The sequence below is a fragment of the Novosphingobium sp. 32-60-15 genome (genome assembly GCF_002280675.1).
Taxonomy (GTDB): domain Bacteria; phylum Pseudomonadota; class Alphaproteobacteria; order Sphingomonadales; family Sphingomonadaceae; genus Novosphingobium.
The window spans coordinates 82,085-103,933 of the sequence record NZ_NCEN01000009.1 but is presented as its reverse complement, the minus strand read 5'-3'; the positions used below and the strand labels follow the sequence as shown (position 1 = coordinate 103,933).

The following is a 21,849-nucleotide window of genomic DNA, read 5'->3' as shown; positions in this document are numbered from 1 at the left end:
TACGCGGCGTCGAAACGGTACAGGGCAAATGCGATGAAGCTCATCATCGGCAACAAAAACTACTCAAGCTGGTCCTTGCGCGGTTGGCTGGCTGCAAAGCAGTCCGGCCTCGCCTTTGATGAAGCTGTCATCCCGCTCTATGGCAAGGCTTGGGGTGACGCGCGCCGTGATGAAAGCCTCGCCCCGTCATCAGGCAAAGTGCCGATCTTGTGGGACGGCGATGTGGTTGTTTGGGACAGCCTTGCGATCATCGATTACCTTGCCGACAAGGTAGGGCGTGACCGTTTCTGGCCCAAGGACGACGCGGCGCGGGCAATGGCGCGTTCCATGGCCGCCGAAATGCACTCTGGCTATCTGCCGTTGCGCCGCCACCTGCCGATGAACATCCGCAAACGTGTTGAAGGCTTTCCCATTTCGCCTGAAGTGCGCGCCGATATCGTACGCATCCTTGGTCTTTGGGCCGAAGCGCGCGCGCGTTTCGGCGATGGCGGCCCTTTCCTGTTTGGCGCGTTTGGTGCAGCTGACATCATCTACGCGCCGGTCGTTTCACGCTTCATGACCTATGGTGTCAGAGTTCCCGGCTTTGCGCTGGCCTATATGGACGCAGTCTGGACGCACGACTGGATGCAGACGTGGGTCAACGCAGCCGAGGCTGAAGACTGGGTGATCGAACACTTTGAAGAGGCTACCGTTTGATGTTTGATCCTGTCCTTCTTGCCGAACAGTTGATCGATTGCGAGAGCGTTACGCCAGCGACCGGCGCGGTGTTTGATTGCCTTGCCGCCATGCTGGAACCACTTGGCTTTACCATTCACCGGTTCGTTGCCGGTGAGGCGCCGGACGGACCGGTGGAGAACATGTTCGCAATCCGCCAAGGCCCTGAAGGGTCGCGGCACTTCGCTTTTGCAGGACACCTTGATGTCGTGCCTGCGGGCGAGGGCTGGACGTCTGGCCCTTTCAAAGCCGAACGCCGGGGCGAACTGCTTTACGGACGCGGGGCGGTGGACATGAAAGGTTCCATCGCGGCGATGGTAGCGGCGGTGGCTGATGTTCCGGCAGAGGCGGGTACGCTCAGCTTCATAATCACTGGCGATGAAGAAGGCCCCGCGCGCTTTGGCACCGTGCCCTTGATCGAATTGATCCGGGAACTCAAAGCCGAGCCGGACTTTTGTCTAGTGGGTGAGCCTACGTCCGTTCACCGGTTGGGCGATATGGTGAAGATTGGGCGGCGCGGCTCGGTCAATATGTGGATCACGTGCAAGGGCGCGCAAGGCCACGTTGCCTATCCGCACCTTGCCGATAACCCCATCCCGCGCCTGATCGCGCTGCTGGCAGAACTCGACGCGCTGGTGCTTGATGGCGGGACCAAGTGGTTCCAGCCATCGAACCTTGAAGTGACCGATCTTGAAGTGGGCAACATGGCCACGAACGTGATCCCGGCCGAAGCCCGCGCGCGGATTTCTGTCCGCTTCAACGATCAGCATTCGGGGACAACGCTGGTCGCCATGGTTGAAGAAATCGCGCGCCGCCACAAAGGTGAGGTGCGCGCGGTCATTTCGGGCGAAAGCTTCATCACGCTTCCCGGTGCGTTTTCCACGATCATTGCCGATGCCGTAAAAGCCGAAACGGGCCTCAATCCTGAATTGTCGACCAGCGGCGGCACATCAGATGCGCGGTTCTTGCGCGCGGTTTGCCCTGTGGTCGAATTCGGTCTGTGTAACGCAACCATGCACAAAACCGACGAGGCGGTGGCGATGGCGGATTTGCATGTTCTCCAGCGAATCTACACGCGAATCGCTATTAGCGCGCTTTCCTGAGCACGATGTAGACCGCGCCCGCGCCGCCGTGGCGCGGTTGAGCAGGGCGGACAGCGGCAATATTGCGCGCGTGTGGGCTATGCGCCAGCCAGTCGAGCAGCTTTGCGCGGATTACCCCGCGTCGCGATCCGCGCGCGTCATGCTCATCATGCGGGCGGGGCTTGCCCGCGATCAGCAGGATCACGCGTGATCCCATGGCCAGGGCCTGTGCGATGCCTCCGTTCAGCCGGCCGTGCGCTGCATCAAGGTTCATGCCGTGAAGATCAATGGTGACATCGGGCACGATGGATCCGCGCGCCAACTTGCGATCCCACGTTGAATCGAGGCCGTGGTTTTGCAACGGACGGGCAATTGGCGAAGGCGGGGGCGGAGCAGGCAACGGCTGCGGCACGCGGCCTTTGATCGCCTTGGGTTGGGCTGGCGTGTGGATCGCTGCCGGTTCAGCCAGCACGGGCTTTGCCTTGCGCACCGGGTTCAGCGGGACAATGGTTGCCGCAACCCGCTCCCACAGCGCAGCCTCATCGGGCGAGAGGCCGCGTGGCGCGCGCATCAGCGCTGGCCCAGACGCGCCAGCGTGCCCTTTGGCAGGAGGATCAGCGCACGTCCTCGCGCACTCATCCCGCCGGCAATTTCGCGCGCTTGTGCTCCTGCGCCCCAGAAACTGTCAAAACGGTTGGCGCCGCGAATGGCCCCGCCAGTGTCTTGCGCTACCCACAGTCCGCTGGCGTCCTTACGGTCAAGCTGCAGCCAGACCGGTGCACCCAAAGGCACGAAAGCCGGATCAACCGCGACGGTCGAACGTCCCGCAATCGGAACGTTCAGCGCGCCCACCGGTCCAGCGCCGGTCAATTCGCGGAAGAACACATAGCTGCGGTTCATTCGCATCAGTGCGCGGCCCTCGGCAGGAAAGTCGCGCAAATATTGCTGGATGCCCTGCATCGATCCCGAATATTGGCCAGGCGCACTGCCGATCAAGCCGCGTTCGCGCATCACTGAGCCGATGCCAACGTAAGCGTGGCCATTTTGCCCTGCAAAACCAAGGCGGAGTACGCTGCCATCGGGTGCACGCAGGCGTCCAGAGCCCTGGATTTGCAAAAAGAACACTTCGACAGGATCAGCTGCCCAGCCCAATTCAAGGCCATTGCCCGCCAGTTCGCCGCTGTCGATTTGCGCGCGGTCATAGTAGGCTGTGAACACGCCCGCATCGTCATAGCGGCCCAGTGGCATCCGGCCATCGGGAAGCGGTTGGGCATCCCCGGGTTTGGCGCGGACAAGGTCTGGCGGCAGCTTGTATATGGGTACGTCAAAGCCGGGCTGGCGCTGGCGGACGCCTGAAATTTCAGGTTCGAAGTATCCGGTGACGAACGCGTTGCCATCACCCACTTCAGCGGTTTCGAAATAGGTCGAGAAAAAGCGCGAAGCATCGCCTGCGGGCCATGCCGTTGCGGCGGCGCAGGCCGGTGCCCAATCTTCAGGACGGGTCAGGCCCGATGTGTCAGCGCGTTTCGTAAGCCTGCTGCATGATTGCACAAACGTGCCGAGCGCTGCGGCGGTATTGTCTGTTTTGAAGCCAAGGCCCGAGGTAAGCGGCCCTGTTGTCACTCCAGCCAGCGCGGCCGTAGCGCCTGTCACAGCAGGCTTCGGCAGGACGGGCGCTGGCCCTGCGCCCTCAGGTACGAGCCGAACACAACTGCCCAGAAGCGTAAACGCGATCAGGAAGGATAGACGCAGCATCCTACGGTTATGCCGAGAATTCCCGGCTACGTCTTCCCCCCGCATCGCCTTGGTTCAGGCTTCGTCAGTTTCGTCCAGCAACCAGTCGGGATCGCTTGAGGTAAGATCGCGGCGGAATGTCCACACGTCACGCGTTTCAACCGCATCGTCGAGCGTTCCGGCAATAACCTGGCCTTCCGAATCACGCGTGATCGAAGCGATGTCTGCCAGAAAGCGAACAGTGATTCGCGCAACCATACCTTCAAGTGAGGCGGCGATGATGCGGGCTTCTTCGATGCGGATCAGACGGGCTTCGACCGTTTCACCAGCAGCAATGCGCGCATCGATGGCCGAGGCAAAACCTTCATACACATCGGCGTCACAAAGTTGGTTTAGCTCTTCCTTATCAGCGCGCCAAAACGCATCGAGAATCATGCCGTAAGCGCCCTTTGAACCGGCAAGGAACTGGGCAAGATCGAAGCGGCGGTCTGCTGCGATGATCGCACGAACGCCGATTTCGGCGCGATTATCAAGCGTGCTGGGTTCCGGAGCCACGTTTTCCCGCGCACGGTTGCCATTCGCGCCACCTTCGACAAGGCGCGGCGTCACGGGCTGTTGGGCAACAGTGCGGTTCTGCGATGAAGGGTCGGGCTGTTCGATTCGGCGGCGCACAGGCTCTTCATCACGCTCGGGCCGACGGCCGAGTACGGAGTAGAGACGCAGGCCCAGAAAGGCTGCAATCATCGCCAGGATAACAATCTGAACAATCACGCGCATTAATCCCGAACTGGCCAAATTTGCCCAAAGCACGTTTGGCATCGTTTCAACTTGCCTTAAATAGGTACGGATTACAAATGAACAACGCGTGCATGACCCATAGGGCGAACCGAAACGGGCAAGATTTCGGACCGCCCGTTGCAACTGCCCTTTAAACAAGGCGCATTGCCGCGTGATTGCTGTGGTGCTAGGCGCGCGGCCAAGGATAAATCACCAGGAAAGCTGTCCTCATGGCCGACGAAGGCAACATCATTTCGAATCTCAACCTTGACGAGCAGGGCCACGGCGGACCCGTTCCCAATGGCGAAGACACATCACCGGCCATCGGGCTGATCTCACAATATGTGAAAGATCTTTCGGTTGAAAATCCGAATGCGCCAGAAAGCTATCAGTGGACTGAAGTCCCTGAAATGGCCGTGGACTTCAACATTTCGGCGCGCGTCATCCAGCCTGAAATTCACGAGATCGAATTGAAGATCAACGTGACGTCAAAGGGATCGCAAGGCACCGCGTTCATCGTTGAACTGGCCTATTGCGGCCTGATCGGCATGCGCAATGTTCCTGAAGATCAGGCGCATCCATTCCTGTTTGCCGAAGGTCCGCGCATCCTGTTCCCTTTCGCCCGCCGCATCATTGCTGATGCCGTGCGCGATGCAGGCTACCCGCCGATGATGCTGGAGCCGATTGATTTCAACGGCTTGTACATGCAGCAACTGGCGCAGGCCCAAGCAACTGCCGAAGCTGTTCCGGCCGGTAATGCCTGATTCCCGGATCGCTCGAAAACCCGCTCTACCAAGGTATGAGCGGGCTTTGAGTGAAGGGGGCAAGCCATGAACCTTCTCAAGGCAACCGGCACGATTGGCGGGCTGACATTGCTCAGCCGCGTGCTGGGCCTTGTGCGCGACAGCCTGTTTGCGCGCTACGTGGGCGCAGGTTTTGCCTCGGACGCATTTCTTGTCGCGTTTCGCCTGCCCAATATGTTCCGCGCGCTCTTTGCCGAGGGCGCGTTTTCATCGGCCTTCATTCCGATGTTTAACCAGAAAGTCGCCGACCCTGAAGGCAAAGGGTTGCGCGATGGTCTGGACTTTGCCGAAGCGGCGCTGGCGGTGTTACTGCCGGTGCTGATTGTGATGACGGTGCTGCTGGAAGTGTTCGCCTGGCCGGTCACTTTCGTACTATCGGGCAAATTCAACGGGGTAAGTGCCGATCAGTTTGCCTATGCGGTGCAGCTTTCGCGGCTGACGATCCCCTATCTGATGCTGATCAGCGTGGTGTCGCTGTTTGGCGGCATCCTCAATTCGATGAACAAATTCTGGGTCAACGCTGCGGCACCGATCCTGTTGAACGTGACGCTGATCGTGGCCCTGTTGGGCTTTCATTCCGACGATCCGCTGATTACCGCGCGCAATCAGGCGATTGGTGTTTCTGTTTCGGGTGCGTTGCAACTGGCGTGGCTGGCGTGGGCCTGCCGCAAAAACGGTGTCCGGCTGCGGTTGCGCCGCCCGTGCTTGTCGCCAGAGATCAAGCGGCTGATGAAGCTGATCCTGCCTGCTGCTGCGGGCGCAGGCGCGGTGCAGATCAATCTGGTGGTTTCGACCGCGTTGGCAGCGTCGTTGCTGGCCAATGGTTCGGTGACGTATATCTATATGGCAGACCGGTTGAACCAGTTGCCTTTGGGGCTGATTGGCATCGGTCTTGGCACGGTTTTGCTTCCGACGATTTCGCGGCAACTGGGCGGGGGCGAGGAAGCTGCTGCGATGGACACGCAAAACCGGGGCATGGAATTGGCGCTGCTGCTGACCCTGCCTGCTACCATGGCGTTGATGCTGTGTGGCGAGCCGATTACGGCGGCGCTGTTCGGCTATGGCAAGTTCGATGCGCAAGACACGCATTATACGGCGCAAGCACTGGCAGCCTTTTCCATCGGATTACCAAGCTACATTCTGGTCAAAGTGCTGACGCCGGGTTTCTATGCGCGGCAGGATACCAGAACGCCGGTACGCTTTGCCACCATCTCGATGGGGGTGAACCTTGTCGGCAACCTGATCCTGATCTTGCCGCTGCAGCACATGGGACCACCGCTGGCCACTGCGATTGCTTCAACCGTCAATGTGTGGATGCTGTATCGCACGTTGGTAAAGCGCGGGCACTTTGTGGCCGATGCGCGACTGAAGCGGCGGGTTTGGCGTTTGGCGCTGGCTGCGCTGGCCATGGGCGGCGTGTTATGGCTGGGTCAGGGGCTGGTCATGCCCTATGTCGCCGGCACCTGGATGATCCGCCTTGCCGCAATGGCTGCACTGGTCACGTCCGGAGTGGTGGTCTATGGGCTCGCCACGGTCATTCTGGGGGCGTTCTCCAAGGATGATCTCAAACTTCTCCTGCGGCGTCGCCGTACCAATTGAAGGCCAATTTGATGCGCATCGTTTCCGGTATCCAGCCCACGGGCAATCTCCACCTCGGCAATTACCTGGGTGCGATCCGGAACTGGGTGCGCATGCAGGATGAATATTCGGCCAAGGGTGCTGAATGCCTCTACTTCCTCGCTGATTTGCATGCGATTTCGATGCCGCACAGCCCTGCTGAGCTTGCGTCGAACACGCGCGAAATGGTGGCCGCACTGGTTTCATGCGGGATTGATCCGGACAAGTCGATCCTGTTCAATCAGGCGCAAGTGCCCGCTCATGCCGAACTGCAATGGCTGCTGAATGGTACGGCACGAATGGGCTGGTTGAACCGGATGACGCAGTGGAAGGACAAAGCAGGAAAGAACCGTGAGGGTGCCAGCGTTGCGCTGTTCACATATCCCGTACTGCAGGCTGCAGACATCCTGCTGTATCAGGGAACACACGTTCCCGTGGGCGATGACCAGAAGCAGCATCTGGAACTAGCCCGCGACTTGGCGCAAAAGTTCAACAACGATTTTTGCCCTGAAGATGCGCCGTTGTTCACCTTGCCGGAACCGATCATTCCGCCAGAAGCGGCGCGCATCATGTCTTTGCGTGATGGCACCGCCAAGATGAGCAAGTCTGATCCTTCGGACATGAGCCGCATCAACCTGACCGATGATGCCGATGCGATCATGCAGAAGGTCAAGAAAGCTAAGACCGATCCGGAGCCATTGCCAGCCACGGTTGAAGGATTGGCGGGGCGGCCCGAGGCGAACAATCTGGTTGGCATTTATGCCGCGATGGTAGGCCTTGCGCCTGCTGCGGTACTGGCTGAATTTGAAGGCAAGGGCTTTGGCCAGTTCAAGCCTGCGCTGGGCGAACTGCTGGTCGAAAAGCTCTCGCCAATGGCGGCGCGCTATCGCGAATTGCGCGAGGATCGCGAGGCGCTGGATGCGATTTTGTGCAAGGGTGCGCTGAATGCACGCGATCTTGCCGCACCTACATTGACCCGCGCCTATGAAGCACTGGGCCTCGTAAGGGGTTAGTGGACAACCTGAATTGTTGCGGAACATGGCCCGCCTGCAACATATGTTGCAGGGGCCATTCAACGTGCATTCAGCACCTCCCGTCCAAAAAGACGGCATGCTAAGTGGTCTTGCGTCCGATAAGGATGTGGTAGGCTGCACGTAAGGAGTCGCAACGATGAAAACCCTATTGCAAAGCAGGCTCTTGGCGACGGGCAGGCGGCGGCTTGCCGGCGCGATTGCCGTGCCTCTGCTGCTGGCCGCTCTGGGCGGCTGTGCCACACCATTCAAGGCGGATGTTCAGCGCTTTCAAGGCCAACTTCCAGCTCCGCAAGGCCAGACTTTTGCGATTGTTGCCGATGATCCCAAGGACGCAGGCGGCCTGGAATTCTCGCAGTACGCGTCGCTGGTTGGCGCTCAGATGCAAAAGCTTGGCTATATGCCAGCCAGTGCTGAAACAGCCGACATGATTGTAAGGTTCGACTATGGCGTTGATCAGGGCCGTGATCGCATTCGCCAGACCGGTTTCAACGATCCCTACTGGGGTGGTTGGGGCGGCTGGGGTGGCTGGGGCCCGGGTTGGGGTCCGGGCTATCGCAGAGGCTTTGGTCGCGGCGGCTTTGGTGGCTATGGTGGCGGCTGGGGCTGGGGTTGGAACGATCCGTTCTTCTTCGGTGGTGGCTTCGGCGGCGGCGGTGTTGATGTAGTCACGGTTTACACCAGCGGTATCGACCTGAAGATTGACCGCCGGACCGACGGGCAGCGCCTGTTTGAAGGCAAGGCTGAAGCAGCTTCGCAATCGAACCGCTTGTCCTATGTCGTGCCGAATCTGGTGGAAGCCATGTTCACCGGCTTCCCGGGCAACAACGGCGAAACACTACGCATTTCCATCGCGCCTGAGAAAAAGACGGTGAAGAAGGTCAAGTAACCTTTCGTTGCCGGATTAAAAAAGGCCTCGCAGTTATGCGGGGCCTTTTTGGTTGGTGGCGCACGACAAGGACAGATTTCGTAAAATCACCCCTTCAACGCGGCCAATCCACCGGTTGAACCAAAGCCGCCTTCGCCGCGCGCGGTTTCGTCCAGTTCGCCAACTTCAAGCCATGTGCCGCGCGTAACCGGAGCAACAACGAGTTGGGCCACGCGGTCACCCCGGCGGATGGCGAAAGTTTCAGCGCCAAGGTTAATCATGATGACTTTGAGTTCACCGCGATAATCGCTGTCAATCGTGCCTGGCGTATTGGGCACGGTGACCCCATGTTTCAGCGCAAGGCCGGAGCGGGGGCGGACCTGGATTTCATAGCCATGCGGGATGGCGAGAGCGAGGCCCGTAGCCACCGCGTGGCGCGCGCGAGGGGCAAGGTCAACATCCTCGGCGGCAACCACATCCATGCCTGCGGCACCCGCTGTGGCATAGGCCGGAAGGGGCAGGCCCTCACCGTGGGGCAGGCGCTTTACTAGGACCGGGACTTCAGGCGAGGACATCGGCAATCCTTTGGACGAGGGCGACAGCGGCGGCATCCTTGGACATTTCGCCAAGGCTTTCGATGCCCGTAGCGCTGACGATATGCAGGGCGTTTATTTCGCCGCCCATCTTGTGCGTGGCGACGTCATTGGCGACGATCCAGTCGGCACCTTTGCGCGCCAGCTTGGCCTTAGCGTGAGCCAGAACGTCGTTGGTTTCGGCGGCAAAACCGATGACTAGCGGCGGGCGCCGGGCAGATTTGCACAAACTGGCAAGGATGTCAGGGTTTTCGACCAATTCCAGCGGCGGCACGTGCCCCGAACCATCTTTCTTGATCTTCTGGTTGGCCTCTCCGGCCGAGCGCCAGTCAGCCACGGCGGCCACCATGATCGCGATATCTGCGGGCAGCGCTGCATCGACAGCCGCAGACATCTGGCGCGCGGTTTCAACGTCGATACGCGTGACGCCTGGTGGCGTTGGCAGGTTGACGGGGCCAGCAACAAGCGTGACCTTCGCGCCTGCCTGCGCGGCGGCGGCGGCGATGGCAAAGCCCTGCTTGCCGCTGGACCGGTTGGCAATGTAGCGCACCGGATCAATCGGCTCGTGCGTGGGGCCCGCGGTAATCAGGATGTGTTTGCCGGTGAGCGGCCCTTTTGCACGCTGGCTGTCGAGGTGGCTTGCGATAGCGGCCAGCACTGCATCGGGTTCAGGCAAGCGTCCGGGACCATATTCCCCGCAAGCCATCATGCCATCATCAGGATCAAGCACGGTAACGCCTGAGCTGCGAAGTGTGGCGACATTGCGCATAGTCGCGGCGTGCTGCCACATCCGCACGTTCATGGCAGGCACGGCCATCACGGGCTTGTCTGTGGCCAACAGCAGCGTCGTGGCCAGATCATCGGCAATCCCCGCCGCCATGCGCGCCATGAGGTCTGCCGTGGCAGGGCAAACGACGATAAGATCGGCCTGTCGCGATAATTGGATATGGCCCATTTCAACCTCGTTCTTGAGGTCCCACAAGGTCGTATGGACGGGGTTTTCACTCAGCGCGGCCAAGGTCATCGCGGTGACGAAGTGCGCGCCGCCATCGGTCAGCACACATGTCACCTCTGCGCCTTGTTTACGGATAAGCCGGACCAGTTCGCAGGCTTTGTAAGCCGCGATGCCGCCGCCGATGATGAGGAGAATGCGTTTGCCATTCATTGCATCGCGCTTGTGCAATGGCAAAGACTTGTGCGCAATCCTTTTGCGTGTGCGCCCCAGATCAGGCACACTTGGGACCAATCAACTAAGGATGCGGGAATGCGCTTAATTCTAACGGCCTTGGTATTTCTGGCGGGCCTGTTTGATCTGTTTCTGGCCATCGGGTTTTTGACCGGGCCTGAGCAGGCGGCTACCGGGTTTGGCATTGCAGCCACCGGCATTGGCGGAATCTCGACGATCCGGGCCGATTTCACATCATTCTTCGGCGTTGCAGCGTTTTGCATGATGTGGGGCGCTTGGCGGCGCAATGCCGACTTGTTGCTGGTGCCTGCGCTGCTTTTTGGGGTGTCGTTCGTGGGACGCGCGATCAATCTGGGTGTGTCGGGTGCTTATCCCGGCTGGCCTATGCCGATGATTATCGAAGCGGGCCATGTGTTGCTGATGCTGGCGGCATGGCGGATGCTGCCACACCACAAGCTGGCCGACATTGCGGCTTAGGCATTCTTCGTTTTCCACCGTGCGGCCAAAGCGAACACCGCTTTTTGTGCAGGGCGTTCGAACCTGGCGTGGCTGATGAAGCCTGCGGTGATCGCGGCGGCGACGAACGAAAGCATGAACCACGGTTGACGGGCGATGTCGCGGGGCACGCCGATGGCGTCGATGATCAGCACAACCGTCAACTGGATCGGGATATGCCAAAGATAGATGCCGTAGGAGGCATCGCCCAGCTTTTGGCCGAAGCCGAGACGGCCCTTGGCGTCTGACATGTCCGCAGCGAGGGTAAGGAAAACCACGCCGAATGTGCCCGCTATCGTGGCGGCATCACCGCTGCGGTAAGTCGATTTAAGCCAGAATGCCGCTACGATAAGCGCCGCGCCAAAGGGCAGAAGATTGGCCGGACGCAGCCAGCCCTTCAGCGTGGCAGCATAGACTGCGCAGCCAAGGAAAAAGTAGCCGACGCACGATAGCACGTCTTTGTTCGGCCCGCCTTCGAGCATGTACCAAAGCAAACCGGCGCCCAGCACAAATGCGAGAGCAAGCGGCAAACGGCGAAGGGCCGGCAACGAAAGCCAAAAGACAAGATACGCCAGAATCTCTGTCGAAAGCGACCACGACGGGCCGTTGAACGACTGGTTATCCTGCCAGCCCCAATATTGCATCAGCGGAAGCGAGAGTAGGAAGTGTTTGATATCGTTGGTGTGATAGATGAATTCCGTGCCGGTGCGCGCGAAGTATATGCCCTGAAGCAGCGCCATCAGGCCCAGCGTCAGCAGATGCAGCGGCCACAGCCGTGCGAACCGGGCGAGCCAGAACCGGCCTTGCGCGCGCGGGTCTGAAAGATAGACGTGGGCGAAGACGAAACCCGATACCGCCCAGAAATACTGCACAGCCGTATGGCCGTGATTATACAGCCAGCTTAGCGTGTCGTACCAGGGCTGGATCGCCCGGTCGACGTGGACGTGATAGGGCACAGGTGGCACGAAGATGTGCTGATAATGCCAGAACAGTACCATGATTGCCGCCAGCAGCCGTGACAAATCCAGCGCGTGGAAGTGGCGCTGCGGCAGGCGCAAGTGCGAAAGGGCGTGGTTAAGCAAAGGCGGTCTTCTTCAGCCCCAGACGCCAAGCGCGTGGGCAATGGTCATAACCGCACCGCCCGCAACAAACGGCACGATCTGGCCCGGCCAGTTGCGGCGGCGGCGGTTGGGGCCAACGATGAGATCGATTTCCGGCAGCGGCGGAGCTTCGGGCGCGCCGCCTTTGGGCGGGTACTTTTCTTCGATCCGGCGGACCAGATCGGGCAGGCCGAACAGGGTCTTCACGCCTTCGCGCACACGGTCAGCGATAGCCGCTTCGGGGCCGAGTTCATCGCGGATCCAGTTGCGCACGAAAGGCGCTGCAGTGTCCCACATGTTGATTTCAGGATCAAGCTGGGTGGCGATACCTTCGACCATGACCATCGTTTTTTGCAGCAACAACAAGTGCGGCTGGGTCTGCATGTCGAAATCGCGGGTGATCGCAAACAGGCCGTCCAGCATCTGCCCGACCGACAATTCGCTGACCGGACGCCCGCGCATGGGTTCACCCACCGCGCGCAGGGCCGTGGCGAATTCATCGACCGAATGGTAGCTTGGCACATATTGCGCTTCGAAGTGGATTTCGGCAACGCGGCGGTAATTGCCCGTGGTCAGGCCGTAAAGAATTTCTGCCAGCCATTGACGGGCGCGGCGATCAATCCTGCCCATGATGCCAAAATCAATCGCGGTGATCGTGCTGTCGGCTTCAACGAACAGGTTGCCCTGATGCATGTCGGCGTGGAAATACCCGCCGCTGATCGCCTGGGTAAGGAACGCGATGACGAGGCGCGCGGACAAATCCTTGCGATCAATGCCCGCTGCATCAAGCGCACGAGTATCGCTGATCTTGATGCCGTCGATCCAGTCGAGCGTCATCACTTTGCCGTTTGTGCGGTCCCAATCGATGCTTGGCACGCGATAGCCCGCATGCGCGCGCATCAGATCGGCCAGTTCCGATGCTGAAGCCGCTTCACGCCGCAAATCAAGTTCGCGCACCGTCCAGCGTTTGAAATTGGCGATGACCATGCGCGGGCGCAACCGGCTCGCCTCGCCGCCCAAAGCTTCAAGGTGGGCGGCGGCCCATTCATAGGTATCAATGTCGCGCGCCATCTTTTCACGCACACCGGGGCGCAGGATCTTGACCGCAACCTTGCGGCCTTCGGTGGTGACGGCGCGGTGAACCTGCGCGACGGATGCAGCGCCAACGGGTTCGGGATCGAATTGCGAATACAGCGACTCAAGCGGCTTTTCGAACGTGCGCTCGATCTCTGCCCGGATGACCGCGAAATCAACCGGCGGCAATTTGTCTTGCAGCGCCAGCAAGTTGTGTGCGGCTTCCTCGCCTACCAGATCGGGGCGGGTGGCAAGCGTCTGGCCCAGTTTGATGGCCGCAGGGCCGATGGCGCGGAAAGCGCCTGCATAATCGGGCGTCTTGGGCTGGCGCGTGCCAAACCGCGCGACCCGGCATAACGTACGAACGGGCGCTGGCGTATTGGGATCAGCCTCGATCCCGCGCAAAGCGCCGTGGCGCGCAAGCGTCCGGCCCCAGCCAAGCAACCGGCGCAAATGTGTGGCGGGGTGAGTCAAAAGCTCAGACCTTCCAGCCTGAATGGATCGCCACCAGGCCGCCAAGGATCGGCTCAACCTTGGTATGGCGGAAGCCTGCTGCGCGGATCATGCCTTCAAATTCGGGCATGGTCGGAAAGCGGCGGATCGATTCGATCAGGTAGCGGTAGGATTCCTCGTCGCCCGCGATCATCTGGCCCAGCTTCGGCACCAATTTGTGCGAATAGGCGTCGTAAATTTCCGAGAAGCCCGGCCATTGCGTGGTCGAAAATTCAAGGCAGAAGAACCGCCCGCCGAATTTCAACACGCGGTGCGCTTCGGCCAGTGCCTTGTCGATGTGAGTTACGTTGCGGATGCCGAACGCGATGGTGTAGGCATCGAAGAAGCGGTCGCCAAAGCTAAGTTCTTCGGCATTCTGGCAGGACCAGACAAGGCCATCGATGCCGCGCTTCATCGCGCGTTCGATGCCGACATCCAGCATGTCCTGATTGATATCTGACACCGTGATCTGCGCGCCCGAAGGAGCCATGCGGAATGCGATGTCGCCGGTGCCGCCAGCCATATCAAGGATCGTCTCGCCATCCTTCGGGCGGACGCGGCGCACGAACTTGTCTTTCCACAAACGGTGCATGCCAACCGACATGGCATCGTTCATCACGTCATATTTGGCGGCAACGTTTGAAAAGATCGCGCCAACGCGGCCTTCCTTTTCATCAGCGGGGATATCTTCATAGCCAAACGAGGCGGTTTCTTGTGCGGTCATACCTTGCGCCTTTAGTGGGGAATTGCCCGGACGGCAAAGGGTGTTAGGTGGGGGTGTTAGGGGTGATGGCGTTATGCCCGAATTACCAGAAGTAGAAACCACTGTCCGTGGACTTGCAACCGTGCTTGACGGGCAGGTTATCACCCGCGTTGCGGTTAATCGCGCCGATTTGCGGCGTCCGTTCCCTGTGGACTTGGCCCAAGCGTTGACAGGAGCGCGGGTAACCGGCCTTTCGCGGCGCGCAAAATATGGCCTGATCCACACCGACCGCGACCGCACAATGGTGTTCCACCTCGGCATGTCGGGCCGCTGGCGAATCGATCCAGATGATATCGGCAAACATGACCATCTGGTGCTGGAAACCGGGGATGGCCGGGTTCTGGCGTTGAATGATGCCCGCCGCTTCGGGTCGGTTGATCTGGTCGATACTCCCACGCTCGAAGTCTGGCCGCAATTTGCTGCGCTGGGTCCGGAACCTTTGGGCGACGGGCTGTCTGTGGCGCACCTTAAAGCCGCGTTCAAGGACCGGATTTCGGCAGTGAAGCTCCTGCTGCTCGATCAGCGGATCGTCGCCGGTTTGGGCAATATCTATGTCTGCGAGGCGCTGGGCCGTGCGGGCATTCACCCCGAGCGCGCGGGCGGCAAAGTTTCCGCCAAGGCGCTCACCCAGTTGGTCCCCGCCATCCGCGATGTCCTTAACGAATCCATCGCAGCAGGCGGATCAACCTTGCGTGATTACGCCCGCCCCAGCGGCGAGTTGGGCTATTTTGCGAGGGATTGGCGCGTTTACGGGCGCGAGGGTGAAGCCTGTACCTGCGGCGGCACGGTAGAACGCGTGGTGCAAGGCGGGCGTTCGACGTTCTTTTGCGCAAAGTGCCAGAAATGATGAATGAGCGGTGGGGTGTTTAGCGCCGCTTCAACGTTGGCGCTTTTCCGCTTCGGCAATTGCAGCCTTTGCGATGGGTTCCATCACGGCATAGCCTTTGGCGTTGGGGTGGATGCCGTCGGGGGCAAGGTCGGGGTTGATACCGCCTTCGGCGTTGACCAGCGCTTTGTGGTAATCGGCGAAAACAGCGCCGCGGGTCTTTGCGAAATCTTTGAGCCAGGCGTTTAGGGTGACGACCTGCGATGCAGGCGCAATGTTTGGCCGCCACGGGAACTTCGCGGCGGGCAGGATGCTGCCGATCACTACCGCAATGCCGTTGGCGCGGGCCAGATCGACCATGGCGGCGATGTGATTGGTGTACATCTCGGGGCTGGACGGGCCGGTATTGCCCGCCACATCGTTCGTGCCGATCATGATGTGCACGACTTTAGGCCGGAGCCGCACTACGTCCTGATAGAATCGCACAAGCACCTGCGGGCTGGTTTGTCCGCTGATCCCGCGCCCGATTGCGCCGCTGACGAAAAGCGATGGCGCAAGGCCAACCCAGCCTTCGGTGATCGAATCGCCAATGAATACGACGCGTGGTGCTTGGGCGAGTTGCTTGTCAGCTTCGGCATAGCGGCACAGCCACGCCCAATCGTTCTGGCGCACATAAGGGTGGCCCGCGTGGAAACCCTGCGTCTGCACGGAGCAGGGCTTATCGCTCATCCCTTCGGCAACGGCGGCTGGCGCTGCCGGACGGTTTTGTGCCCAGACTGGCGTTGCAACCAGCGCCAGCGCCAGCCATGCTTTGCGCATCAGATGATCCCGACAGCCTTGCCGGCGCGTTCGAACATGCCGATGATGGTCTGCACCTGATCGGCGGTATGTTCGGCGCATAGTGAGCAGCGCAGCAGGGTCATGCCCGCAGGCGTTGCCGGCGGGCGGGCAAGGTTGACGTACAGTCCTTCATGCAGGAGCGCCTCCCACATGGCGGCGCCGCGTTCCAGATCGGGCATGATGACCGCGATGATCGCGCTCTGCGCTTCGGGCGTGCCAAGCTGGAAGCCCAGATCGCGCAGGCCCTTGTGCAGGACACGCGAGCTTTCCCACAACTTGTCGCGCTTGGCCTTGCCATGCATCAGTTTGCGGATGGACGTGGCGGCGGTGTGGACAACGCTGGGTGGCAATGAGGCGGTGAACACATAAGGGCGGCAGACAAGGCGCAGGATTTCAAACTTGGGGTGGTTCGAAACGCAGAAGCCGCCAACCGTGCCGACCGACTTCGAGAATGTGCCGATCACGAAATCGACGTCTTCAAGGCAGCCCTGGTCTTCGGCCACGCCGCGCCCGTTGGGGCCGATGAAGCCCATCGAGTGTGCTTCATCAACCAGCACCATCGCGCCGTTTTCCTTGGCGACGCGGATCATTTCCTTGAGCGGGGCAATATCGCCCAGCATCGAATAGACGCCTTCAAGAATGACCAGCTTGCCCGCGCCTTCGGGAATGCGCTTGAGGCGCTTTTCCATGGCCACGATGTCGTTGTGCTTGAACGGCACGACTTCGGCATCGCCCATCTTGCAGCCGTCCCAGATGGAGGCGTGGCTGTCGATGTCGAGCACGATGTAATCGCCTTTGCCCGCAATCGTGCTGATGATGCCAAGGTTGGCCTGATAGCCGGTGGAGAAGACCATGGCATGATCCATGCCGTAGAATTCCTTGAGCGCTTCTTCACAGGCGCGGTGCCCGGCATATGTGCCGTTCAGCACGCGGCTGCCGGTGGTGCCAGCGCCGAAATCATCAAGCGCCTGCTTGCCTGCCGCAATTACATCGGGGTCAAAGGTCATGCCCATGTAATTGTAAGTGCCGAGCAGGATCGTCTCGCGCCCGTTGCACACTGCGACAGTGGGCGAGATCACGCGTTCCATCACCAGATTGAACGGATCTTCAACCCCGCCTGCCAGCAGCGCGCGGCGCTGTTCGATCAGGGGATCAAACTTCGAAAAAAGGTCGGTCATGCGCTTGTGTTATCCTCTGCCACCGGCAACCGGGGGGTTAACCCTGAAGTTTTGTCACCGCGTCGATCAGTTGGCCATATGTCTCAATTTCAGCTTGCTGGTTCATGCTGATGATGATGTCAAAATCGTCTTCGATGGCGGCAACGAAGTCCATCACGGTCAGGCTGTCCCATTCCAGATCGCCGGCAAACGTGGTCGCTTCGGTAACTGCGACGCCCTTTTTGTTAAAAGGTTCAATCAGTTCGGCGATCTTTTCGGCAGTTGCGGCGCGATCCATGTGTTTCTTCTCCAACGGGCAGCCTTTGGGCGATTAGCCCCTGCCAGACGATTAAGGCGGAAAAGCGGCGATTGCCCCTGCTTGTCAAGCGCAGCCGGTGTATGCCATCCCCGATTAACTGAAGATTATGGGCAAAACCCGAAGGGAAGACCATGCCAGAAATGAGGGGGCAGCCCGCCAGCTTTTCCAACCAGGCCATCCATCTTGTCCGCACCACCCAGCAAATCAACGTCACGCTAAGCCAGATGGCCGATACCAAGGCATCGATTTTGATGGGCGCGACGTTTGTGGTGTTCACGATTGCGGTGGGGCAGGCCCGAAACGGCGCGATGCCTTGGTCGCTGGGCGTTTTGGCCAGCTTTGCCTTCATATCGGCGTTGTGCGCGGTGTTCGCCGTTTTGCCTTCGGTCAGCGGGCCTAATACGGCCAAGGTTGGTGAAGGCGCGCCGAACAAGCTGTTCTTCGGCTATTTCACGCACATGGACGAGGCCGCGTGGACAGACGAGGTGCTGGCCGAACTGCATTCGGACGAGACCGTCTTCCGCATGATGCTCCACGATGTCTATCAGAACGGGCAAGTTCTGCAGCGCAAGAAGTATCGCTACCTTGCTTATGCCTACAAAAGCTTCATGGCCGGGCTGTGCCTGACGGTAATCACCTTCATGATCGAACACGCCACAGCTTTGACGCAGTGATGTGTCAGACCAGCTTGTTCACCGCCACCATGAACGGGCCAATCGACACGGGTTTGGCCAAATAACCTTCGGCGCCTGCATCGCGGATCGATTCTTCATCGCCTTTGCCGGCATAAGCGGTGACCGCCAGAATCGGGATGGCTTTCAATTCGTCGTCGGCCTTGATTGCGGTGATCAGATCCATGCCGGAAACTTCGGGCAACTGGATATCCATGATCACCAGATCGGGCATGAACATGCGCGTTTTCGCAATTGCCTCGCGCCCATCGGCCACAGGCTCAACCTCGAACCCGTTGGCGCGCAACAGGTCGCAGAACAGTTTGCGGTTGAGGTCGTTGTCCTCGACAACCAGAATTCTTTTTGCCACTGACAATCGTGTTCCTGAACGGCATCCAGTTGCCGCCTTCGGTCGCACCCATATTGCCCGAGAAAGGCCCTGACAATCATTCGCGAGCCCGCTTCCACGCCTGATTCATCCGCATTGGCCCTTCAGGCCCTCGGCTGGGTGCTGTCCGATGGCCCACGGGCCGAGCGTTTCCTCGGCCTGACCGGACTGACGCCCGAGGAACTGCGCGCCGGTCTGGCAGAGCCTGCGATTTTGGGCGCAGTTCTTGATTTTCTGGCGAATCACGAGGCAGACCTTGTCAATGCGGCAGCGGCACTCGACATTTCGCCTGCGGCCATCATCGCCGCCCGAAAGGATTTAGCATGAGCCGCCCCTTGATCATCAGCGACTGTGACGAGGTGCTGCTGCACATGGTCGCCCCGTTCCGCGATTGGTTGGCTGAAAAGGAAGGCGTGACCTTCCTGATGGAAAACGCCGACTTCGCCAAGGCGCTGCGCTACGCCAAAGATGGAACAGCGGTGCCGACAGAGGAAATCTGGACCCTGCTGAACCGCTTTTTCGATACCGAAATGTACCGCCAGCAAGCGATTGCGGGTGCAGTGGCGGGCATCAACACGATTGCCGAAAACGCAGATGTCGTAATTTTGACGAACCTGAATGACCATCGCCGGGAAACACGCGCACAGCAATTGGCCGATGTTGGCATCAATGCCCGCGTGTTCACCAATCAGGGGCCAAAGGGACCAGCGCTCAAGGCCATTCTGGATGAATATAACCCGACACGGGCGCTGTTCATTGATGACCTGCCGCAGCACCATGATTCCGTCTCGCAATTGACGCCGGACGTGATCCGGCTGCACTTGTGCGGTGAACCGCTGATTGCGCCGCACATCGATTGCGCGCATCAGGCAGGCCATGCCCATGCGCGGATTGACCAGTGGGATGCGGCGCTGCCGTGGATACTCGAACAAATGCATGGAGAAGACGCGTGACCGATACTGTTGAAGCCCGGCTGACGGAATTGGGCTTGGCGTTGCCCCAGGCAGCGGCGCCTGTGGCGGCCTATGTGCCCACGGTTGAAGCGGGTGGTCTGCTGCACGTTTCGGGTCAATTGCCGTTCATCGATGGCAAGCTGGTGACCGGGCGCTTGGGCAAAGACGTCAGCACGGAAAAGGGTAACGCCGCTGCACAGGCTTGCGGGCTGATGATCCTGGCACAAGTCAAAGCGGCGCTTGGGTCGCTCGATCGGGTAGAGCGCGTGGTAAAGCTGGGCGCTTTCATCAGTTCGGCCAAGGATTTCACCGACCAGCCCAAAGTCGCTAATGGCGCTTCGGAATTGATGGTGGCGGCGTTTGGCGATGCGGGCAAACACGCGCGCAGCGCAGTAGGTGTTCCGGTTTTGCCTTTGGGGGCGGCTGTAGAAGTCGACGCGATCTTTGCTATTCGCTCTGCTTGACAGTTTCTTTGTCACGCCGCCCGATCAGGCGCGCGTAGGCTGGCTGCGCGGCGTGACTTATGCCCATCGCGGGCTTCACGGTGCTGGCTCCAGCGGCGGCGTGCCAGAAAATTCGCCTACCGGCTTTGCACTTGCGATTGAACGGGGGCTGGGCATCGAATGCGATGTGCAGCGCACTGCCGATGGGCAGGCCGTCGTGTTCCATGACTGGGAACTTGAGCGATTGACCGGACAGACCGGCGCCGTCCTTGATCTCCGCATGGACCAGTTGACCAAGATTGGTTTGAGCGGCAGCGATGATTGCATCCCCACGCTGCGCGAATTCCTGACGCAAGTTGCGGGGCGGGTGTCTGTGTTGATCGAGCTTAAGTCCAAGCGCGAATTGCGTGCGGCACCGCTGTGCCTGGCTGTGCGGCGGGCGCTTGAGGGGTATCGCGGGCCGGTGGCGGTGATGAGCTTTGATCCGCGTGTCTCACGCTGGTTCGCCCGCTATTCGCCGCATATCGTGCACGGGTTGGTGGTGACCGAGAACGGCAGCCGAACGCTGCCCGCGCGGATCAAGCGGCGTCTGGCGTTCTGGCAGGCCAAGCCGCAATTTCTGGCCTGGGACATCCGCGATTTGCCCAGCAAGTTTGCGGCCACGCAGCGCAAGCGTGGTTTCCCGTTGCTGACGTGGACCGTGCGGTCGGCGGAACTGGCTGCGCGGGCGACCGACTGTGCCGATGGACCTATTGCCGAGGGTGCAGGGCTGGGGGCATAAGCGCGCCTGTGACTTACACCGCGCGCATCTACAAATCCGTTTCGGAAATTGCCCCCGAGGATTGGGACCGGCTGGCAGGCAGTGGCAATCCGTTTGTTTCGCACACGTTCCTGAAGCTGCTGGAAGATTCGCGGTCAGTCGGCGCGCGCAGTGGCTGGTCGCCTCTGCCGATTGTGATCGAAGGCGAAGATGGCAGGCCAGCGGCGGCTTTGCCCGCCTATCTGAAAAGCCACAGCCAGGGTGAATATGTGTTCGACCATTCATGGGCGGATGCGTGGCAACGTGCGGGCGGGGACTATTATCCCAAGTTGCAGATAGCGGCGCCTTTTACGCCAGCCACCGGGCCACGGTTGCTGGTGGGGGATCAACCGGAACTGGCTCTGCCGCTGCTGCGCGCCGCCGAACAATTGTGTGAAAACAACGGGCTGTCTTCAGCGCATGCAACGTTCATCATGCCCGAGCAATTGCCGCTGTTTGAAGAAGCCGGATGGATGCTGCGAAGCGACATCCAGTTCCACTGGGACAATCGCGGCTATGCCAGTTTTGACGATTTTCTGGCGGTCCTATCATCTGACAAGCGCAAGAACCTGCGCAAGGAACGCGCCAAGGCTCAAGATGGCGTCGAGATCCGCGCGCTGACGGGCGACGGGATCAAGCCCGAGCATTGGGACGCGTTCTGGATTTTTTATCAGGATACCGGCGCGCGCAAATGGGGGCGGCCCTATCTGACGCGTGAGGCGTTTGATCTGATTGGCGAGCGCATGGCCGACAAGGTGCTGCTGGTGCTGGCTTTTCTGGATGGTCAGGCAGTGGCGGGCGCGATCAATTTCATCGGGGCAGATGCGCTTTACGGACGCTATTGGGGGGCGCTGATCGACAAGCCGTTCCTGCATTTCGAACTGTGTTATTATCAGGCGATTGATGCGGCGATTGCCTTGGGCTTGAACCGCGTTGAAGCAGGCGCGCAGGGTGGCCACAAGCTGGCGCGGGGGTATGCTCCGGTGCAAACATGGTCAGCGCACTATATCGTTGATCCCGGTTTCCGCCGCGCGGTCGCCGATTTCCTTAAACAGGAACGCGCAGGTATTGCGCAGGACCAGTTGCTGTTGGGTGAGCGGACGCCGTTCAAGAAGGGGTGATAC

The 21,849-nt window shown here is 60.0% G+C and carries 26 protein-coding genes; 14 read left to right on the top strand and 12 right to left on the bottom strand.

Features of this window, described 5'->3' with window-relative positions; all coding sequences use genetic code 11:
* Positions 1-33 precede the first annotated feature (33 nt).
* Positions 34-696 (top strand): glutathione S-transferase family protein, encoded by a 663-nt coding sequence (locus tag B7Y89_RS09040; RefSeq protein ID WP_292937772.1) that lies wholly within the window; start codon positions 34-36, stop codon positions 694-696.
* Entirely contained in the window at positions 696-1,817 is a 1,122-nt protein-coding gene (dapE, locus tag B7Y89_RS09035) for a succinyl-diaminopimelate desuccinylase (protein WP_292937770.1), read from the top strand. The genes B7Y89_RS09040 and dapE overlap by 1 nt, the downstream gene beginning before the upstream one ends.
* On the opposite strand, the gene B7Y89_RS09030 is transcribed toward dapE, so the two are convergent.
* From B7Y89_RS09030 to B7Y89_RS09020, 3 genes are read right to left on the bottom strand one after another with little or no spacing between them, the layout of a single operon-like run.
* Entirely contained in the window at positions 1,801-2,367 is a 567-nt protein-coding gene (locus B7Y89_RS09030; RefSeq protein WP_292937768.1) for a Smr/MutS family protein, read from the bottom strand. The genes dapE and B7Y89_RS09030 overlap by 17 nt on opposite strands.
* Positions 2,367-3,551, bottom strand: coding sequence for an MltA domain-containing protein (locus tag B7Y89_RS09025; RefSeq protein ID WP_292937766.1), 1,185 nt, complete (start codon positions 3,549-3,551; stop codon positions 2,367-2,369). Before B7Y89_RS09025 ends, B7Y89_RS09030 begins: the two co-directional genes overlap by 1 nt.
* A 54-nt stretch (positions 3,552-3,605) precedes the next feature.
* Positions 3,606-4,307, bottom strand: a complete 702-nt coding sequence (locus B7Y89_RS09020; protein WP_366415931.1) for a Tim44/TimA family putative adaptor protein — start codon at positions 4,305-4,307, stop codon at positions 3,606-3,608.
* A gap of 230 nt (positions 4,308-4,537) precedes the next feature.
* Here B7Y89_RS09020 and secB point away from each other — a divergent pair, with 230 nt between their 5' ends.
* The 4 genes from secB to B7Y89_RS09000 all read left to right on the top strand — a co-directional run bounded on the left by secB (position 4,538) and on the right by B7Y89_RS09000 (position 8,647).
* Positions 4,538-5,071: a protein-export chaperone SecB gene (secB, locus tag B7Y89_RS09015; RefSeq protein WP_292937762.1), complete on the top strand. Its 534-nt coding sequence runs from the start codon at positions 4,538-4,540 to the stop codon at positions 5,069-5,071.
* A gap of 66 nt (positions 5,072-5,137) precedes the next feature.
* The gene (murJ, locus tag B7Y89_RS09010; RefSeq protein WP_292937760.1) at positions 5,138-6,709 is read left to right on the top strand and encodes a murein biosynthesis integral membrane protein MurJ; all 1,572 of its coding nucleotides are present in this window, start codon (positions 5,138-5,140) and stop codon (positions 6,707-6,709) included.
* 11 nt (positions 6,710-6,720) lie between these two features.
* Entirely contained in the window at positions 6,721-7,740 is a 1,020-nt protein-coding gene (trpS, locus tag B7Y89_RS09005) for a tryptophan--tRNA ligase (protein WP_292937758.1), read from the top strand.
* A gap of 157 nt (positions 7,741-7,897) precedes the next feature.
* Entirely contained in the window at positions 7,898-8,647 is a 750-nt protein-coding gene (locus B7Y89_RS09000) for a DUF4136 domain-containing protein (protein WP_292937756.1), read from the top strand.
* An 86-nt stretch (positions 8,648-8,733) separates the two neighbouring features.
* Here B7Y89_RS09000 and dut read toward each other — a convergent pair whose 3' ends face one another.
* Both dut and coaBC read right to left on the bottom strand, forming a co-directional pair.
* Positions 8,734-9,201 carry a dUTP diphosphatase gene (dut, locus tag B7Y89_RS08995; RefSeq protein WP_292937754.1) on the bottom strand — a complete coding sequence of 156 codons (468 nt, stop codon included), beginning with the start codon at positions 9,199-9,201 and terminating at the stop codon, positions 8,734-8,736.
* Positions 9,188-10,384 (bottom strand): bifunctional phosphopantothenoylcysteine decarboxylase/phosphopantothenate--cysteine ligase CoaBC, encoded by a 1,197-nt coding sequence (gene coaBC, locus B7Y89_RS08990; RefSeq protein WP_292937753.1) that lies wholly within the window; start codon positions 10,382-10,384, stop codon positions 9,188-9,190. Before coaBC ends, dut begins: the two co-directional genes overlap by 14 nt.
* Before the next feature lie 99 nt (positions 10,385-10,483).
* On the opposite strand from coaBC, the gene B7Y89_RS08985 reads away from it, so the two are divergent.
* Positions 10,484-10,882: a hypothetical protein gene (locus B7Y89_RS08985; RefSeq protein WP_292937751.1), complete on the top strand. Its 399-nt coding sequence runs from the start codon at positions 10,484-10,486 to the stop codon at positions 10,880-10,882.
* On the opposite strand, the gene B7Y89_RS08980 is transcribed toward B7Y89_RS08985, so the two are convergent.
* Genes B7Y89_RS08980 through B7Y89_RS08970 form a run of 3 tightly spaced genes read right to left on the bottom strand, consistent with a single transcriptional unit; the run spans position 10,879 to position 14,290 of the window.
* The gene (locus B7Y89_RS08980) at positions 10,879-11,982 is read right to left on the bottom strand and encodes an acyltransferase (RefSeq protein ID WP_292937749.1); all 1,104 of its coding nucleotides are present in this window, start codon (positions 11,980-11,982) and stop codon (positions 10,879-10,881) included. The genes B7Y89_RS08985 and B7Y89_RS08980 overlap by 4 nt on opposite strands.
* Before the next feature lie 12 nt (positions 11,983-11,994).
* Entirely contained in the window at positions 11,995-13,548 is a 1,554-nt protein-coding gene (gene ubiB, locus B7Y89_RS08975) for a 2-polyprenylphenol 6-hydroxylase (protein ID WP_292937747.1), read from the bottom strand.
* 4 nt (positions 13,549-13,552) lie between these two features.
* The gene (locus tag B7Y89_RS08970) at positions 13,553-14,290 is read right to left on the bottom strand and encodes a class I SAM-dependent methyltransferase (protein WP_292937745.1); all 738 of its coding nucleotides are present in this window, start codon (positions 14,288-14,290) and stop codon (positions 13,553-13,555) included.
* A 73-nt stretch (positions 14,291-14,363) separates the two neighbouring features.
* On the opposite strand from B7Y89_RS08970, the gene mutM reads away from it, so the two are divergent.
* A complete protein-coding gene (mutM, locus tag B7Y89_RS08965) occupies positions 14,364-15,176 on the top strand; it encodes a bifunctional DNA-formamidopyrimidine glycosylase/DNA-(apurinic or apyrimidinic site) lyase (protein ID WP_292937744.1) in 813 nt (270 codons plus the stop codon).
* A 30-nt stretch (positions 15,177-15,206) separates the two neighbouring features.
* Here mutM and B7Y89_RS08960 read toward each other — a convergent pair whose 3' ends face one another.
* The 3 genes from B7Y89_RS08960 to B7Y89_RS08950 are packed head-to-tail and all read right to left on the bottom strand — an operon-like array spanning position 15,207 to position 17,450.
* Complete coding sequence (locus B7Y89_RS08960; RefSeq protein WP_292937742.1) at positions 15,207-15,974, bottom strand: SGNH/GDSL hydrolase family protein; 768 nt, start codon at positions 15,972-15,974, stop codon at positions 15,207-15,209.
* Positions 15,974-17,173 (bottom strand): aminotransferase class I/II-fold pyridoxal phosphate-dependent enzyme, encoded by a 1,200-nt coding sequence (locus tag B7Y89_RS08955; protein WP_292937740.1) that lies wholly within the window; start codon positions 17,171-17,173, stop codon positions 15,974-15,976. Before B7Y89_RS08955 ends, B7Y89_RS08960 begins: the two co-directional genes overlap by 1 nt.
* 37 nt (positions 17,174-17,210) lie before the next feature.
* Positions 17,211-17,450 (bottom strand): acyl carrier protein, encoded by a 240-nt coding sequence (locus B7Y89_RS08950; protein WP_054106682.1) that lies wholly within the window; start codon positions 17,448-17,450, stop codon positions 17,211-17,213.
* Between the two features lie 152 nt (positions 17,451-17,602).
* On the opposite strand from B7Y89_RS08950, the gene B7Y89_RS08945 reads away from it, so the two are divergent.
* On the top strand, positions 17,603-18,145 hold the full coding sequence (locus B7Y89_RS08945; RefSeq protein ID WP_292937736.1) for a Pycsar system effector family protein: 543 nt from the start codon (positions 17,603-17,605) through the stop codon (positions 18,143-18,145).
* A gap of 4 nt (positions 18,146-18,149) precedes the next feature.
* Here the strand turns inward: B7Y89_RS08945 and B7Y89_RS08940 are convergent, their stop codons facing one another.
* A complete protein-coding gene (locus B7Y89_RS08940) occupies positions 18,150-18,512 on the bottom strand; it encodes a response regulator (protein WP_292937734.1) in 363 nt (120 codons plus the stop codon).
* A gap of 114 nt (positions 18,513-18,626) precedes the next feature.
* Here B7Y89_RS08940 and B7Y89_RS08935 point away from each other — a divergent pair, with 114 nt between their 5' ends.
* Genes B7Y89_RS08935 through B7Y89_RS08915 form a run of 5 tightly spaced genes read left to right on the top strand, consistent with a single transcriptional unit; the run spans position 18,627 to position 21,846 of the window.
* The gene (locus tag B7Y89_RS08935; protein WP_292937732.1) at positions 18,627-18,857 is read left to right on the top strand and encodes a DUF3572 family protein; all 231 of its coding nucleotides are present in this window, start codon (positions 18,627-18,629) and stop codon (positions 18,855-18,857) included.
* Positions 18,854-19,483 carry an HAD family hydrolase gene (locus B7Y89_RS08930; protein ID WP_292937730.1) on the top strand — a complete coding sequence of 210 codons (630 nt, stop codon included), beginning with the start codon at positions 18,854-18,856 and terminating at the stop codon, positions 19,481-19,483. The genes B7Y89_RS08935 and B7Y89_RS08930 overlap by 4 nt, the downstream gene beginning before the upstream one ends.
* Positions 19,480-19,947 (top strand): RidA family protein, encoded by a 468-nt coding sequence (locus B7Y89_RS08925; protein WP_292937728.1) that lies wholly within the window; start codon positions 19,480-19,482, stop codon positions 19,945-19,947. Before B7Y89_RS08930 ends, B7Y89_RS08925 begins: the two co-directional genes overlap by 4 nt.
* On the top strand, positions 19,928-20,707 hold the full coding sequence (locus tag B7Y89_RS08920) for a glycerophosphodiester phosphodiesterase family protein (protein ID WP_292937727.1): 780 nt from the start codon (positions 19,928-19,930) through the stop codon (positions 20,705-20,707). The genes B7Y89_RS08925 and B7Y89_RS08920 overlap by 20 nt, the downstream gene beginning before the upstream one ends.
* An 8-nt stretch (positions 20,708-20,715) precedes the next feature.
* Positions 20,716-21,846: a GNAT family N-acetyltransferase gene (locus B7Y89_RS08915; RefSeq protein ID WP_292937726.1), complete on the top strand. Its 1,131-nt coding sequence runs from the start codon at positions 20,716-20,718 to the stop codon at positions 21,844-21,846.
* The last annotated feature ends 3 nt before the right edge of the window (positions 21,847-21,849 follow it).